Genomic DNA, 1,201 nt, shown 5'->3' with positions numbered 1-1,201 from the left:
ACCAATTAAATAAGGGTGGGCAAAGTAAAATAATCATTAATACTCAAAACAACCAAACTGTTGTTGCCCACCCGACAAGCTTGCGTGTACAAAAAAATAGCAATTAAAGTAGGGTGGGCAAAGTAAAATAATCATTAATACTCAAAACAACCAAACGGTTTTTGCCCACCCGACAAGCTTGTGTGTCAAAAAAAATAGCAATTAAAGTAGGGTGGGCAAAGTAAAATAATCATTAATACTCAAAACAACCAAACGGTTTTTGCCCACCCGACAAGCTGTTCGCGTAGCGTGCGCGTAGCGCTTAAGCTGACGGCTGAATGCTCCCGATTCCCGATTCCCGATTCCCTGTTCCCTACTCCCTACTCCCCACTCCCTACTCCCTGATCAAATTACCGTAACCGTCCCGAACGCAAGATACTAACAATCAGCCACAATCCCAAAAAACTAGCTGCAGCAAACAGGATATTAGTAACTACAGAAATCTGGGGAGTTTGGCTTCCTGAGGCCACAATTGCTGCACCCACAATCAGGGAACCGACTACAATACTGAAGGAGAGTCGATTAGCGGAATCATCGATACTGAAACGTAGTTTGTCTAGCTCTGGGATGGTAATATTCCACTTCAGGGTTTCGGAACTGACGCGGTTTAAAAATAATTCGATTTGAGAAGGCGATCGCAATGACAGGCTTTTGAGATCTAAAATAGTTCTCAGAAGGGTTTGTAACGGATCATCTCCCAGGAGTTGACGCCGAAACACTTCTGTAATCAGGGGTTTGATTTGGTCGAGCAGGTTAATTTCAGGATAAAACCCACGGGTAACCCCTTCCAAGTTAGCTAGGGTTTTGGCATATAAACCCATATTACCCGGTAAGCGGATTTTATTATTGCGCGAGACTTGCAGTATCTCATAAAACACTTCACTAAAATTGATTTTGGAGAGGCTTCGGTTGTAATACTTGCGCAGCATACGGTCATAGTCATTTTCCAGGCCAGATAAATTGACCGACTCACCGGCTTCAGATAGTTGTAGGGTTAACTGAGCACATCGCTTGCCATCTAAATCTACTATTGCTAGGAGCATCTCCGTCAAAATCTGTTGGCTGCGGGGGTCTAAGCGTCCAATCATGCCACAGTCTAATAAAGCGACACGACCATCCCTCAGATAAAATATGTTTCCCGGATGGGGGTCAGCATGGAAGA

At 44.0% G+C, this 1,201-nt stretch carries 1 protein-coding gene; it reads right to left on the bottom strand.

The features are described 5' to 3' along the window. Nucleotides 1-389: 389 nt before the first annotated feature. Nucleotides 390-1,201: AarF/UbiB family protein (locus F6K49_RS50755; protein WP_293110484.1), on the bottom strand; the 812-nt coding region annotated here is incomplete at its 5' end.

The sequence above is a fragment of the Moorena sp. SIO3I6 genome (assembly GCF_010672095.1).
The sequence above is the reverse complement of the archived record's forward strand: the minus strand, read 5'-3'. Positions and strand labels throughout refer to the sequence as shown.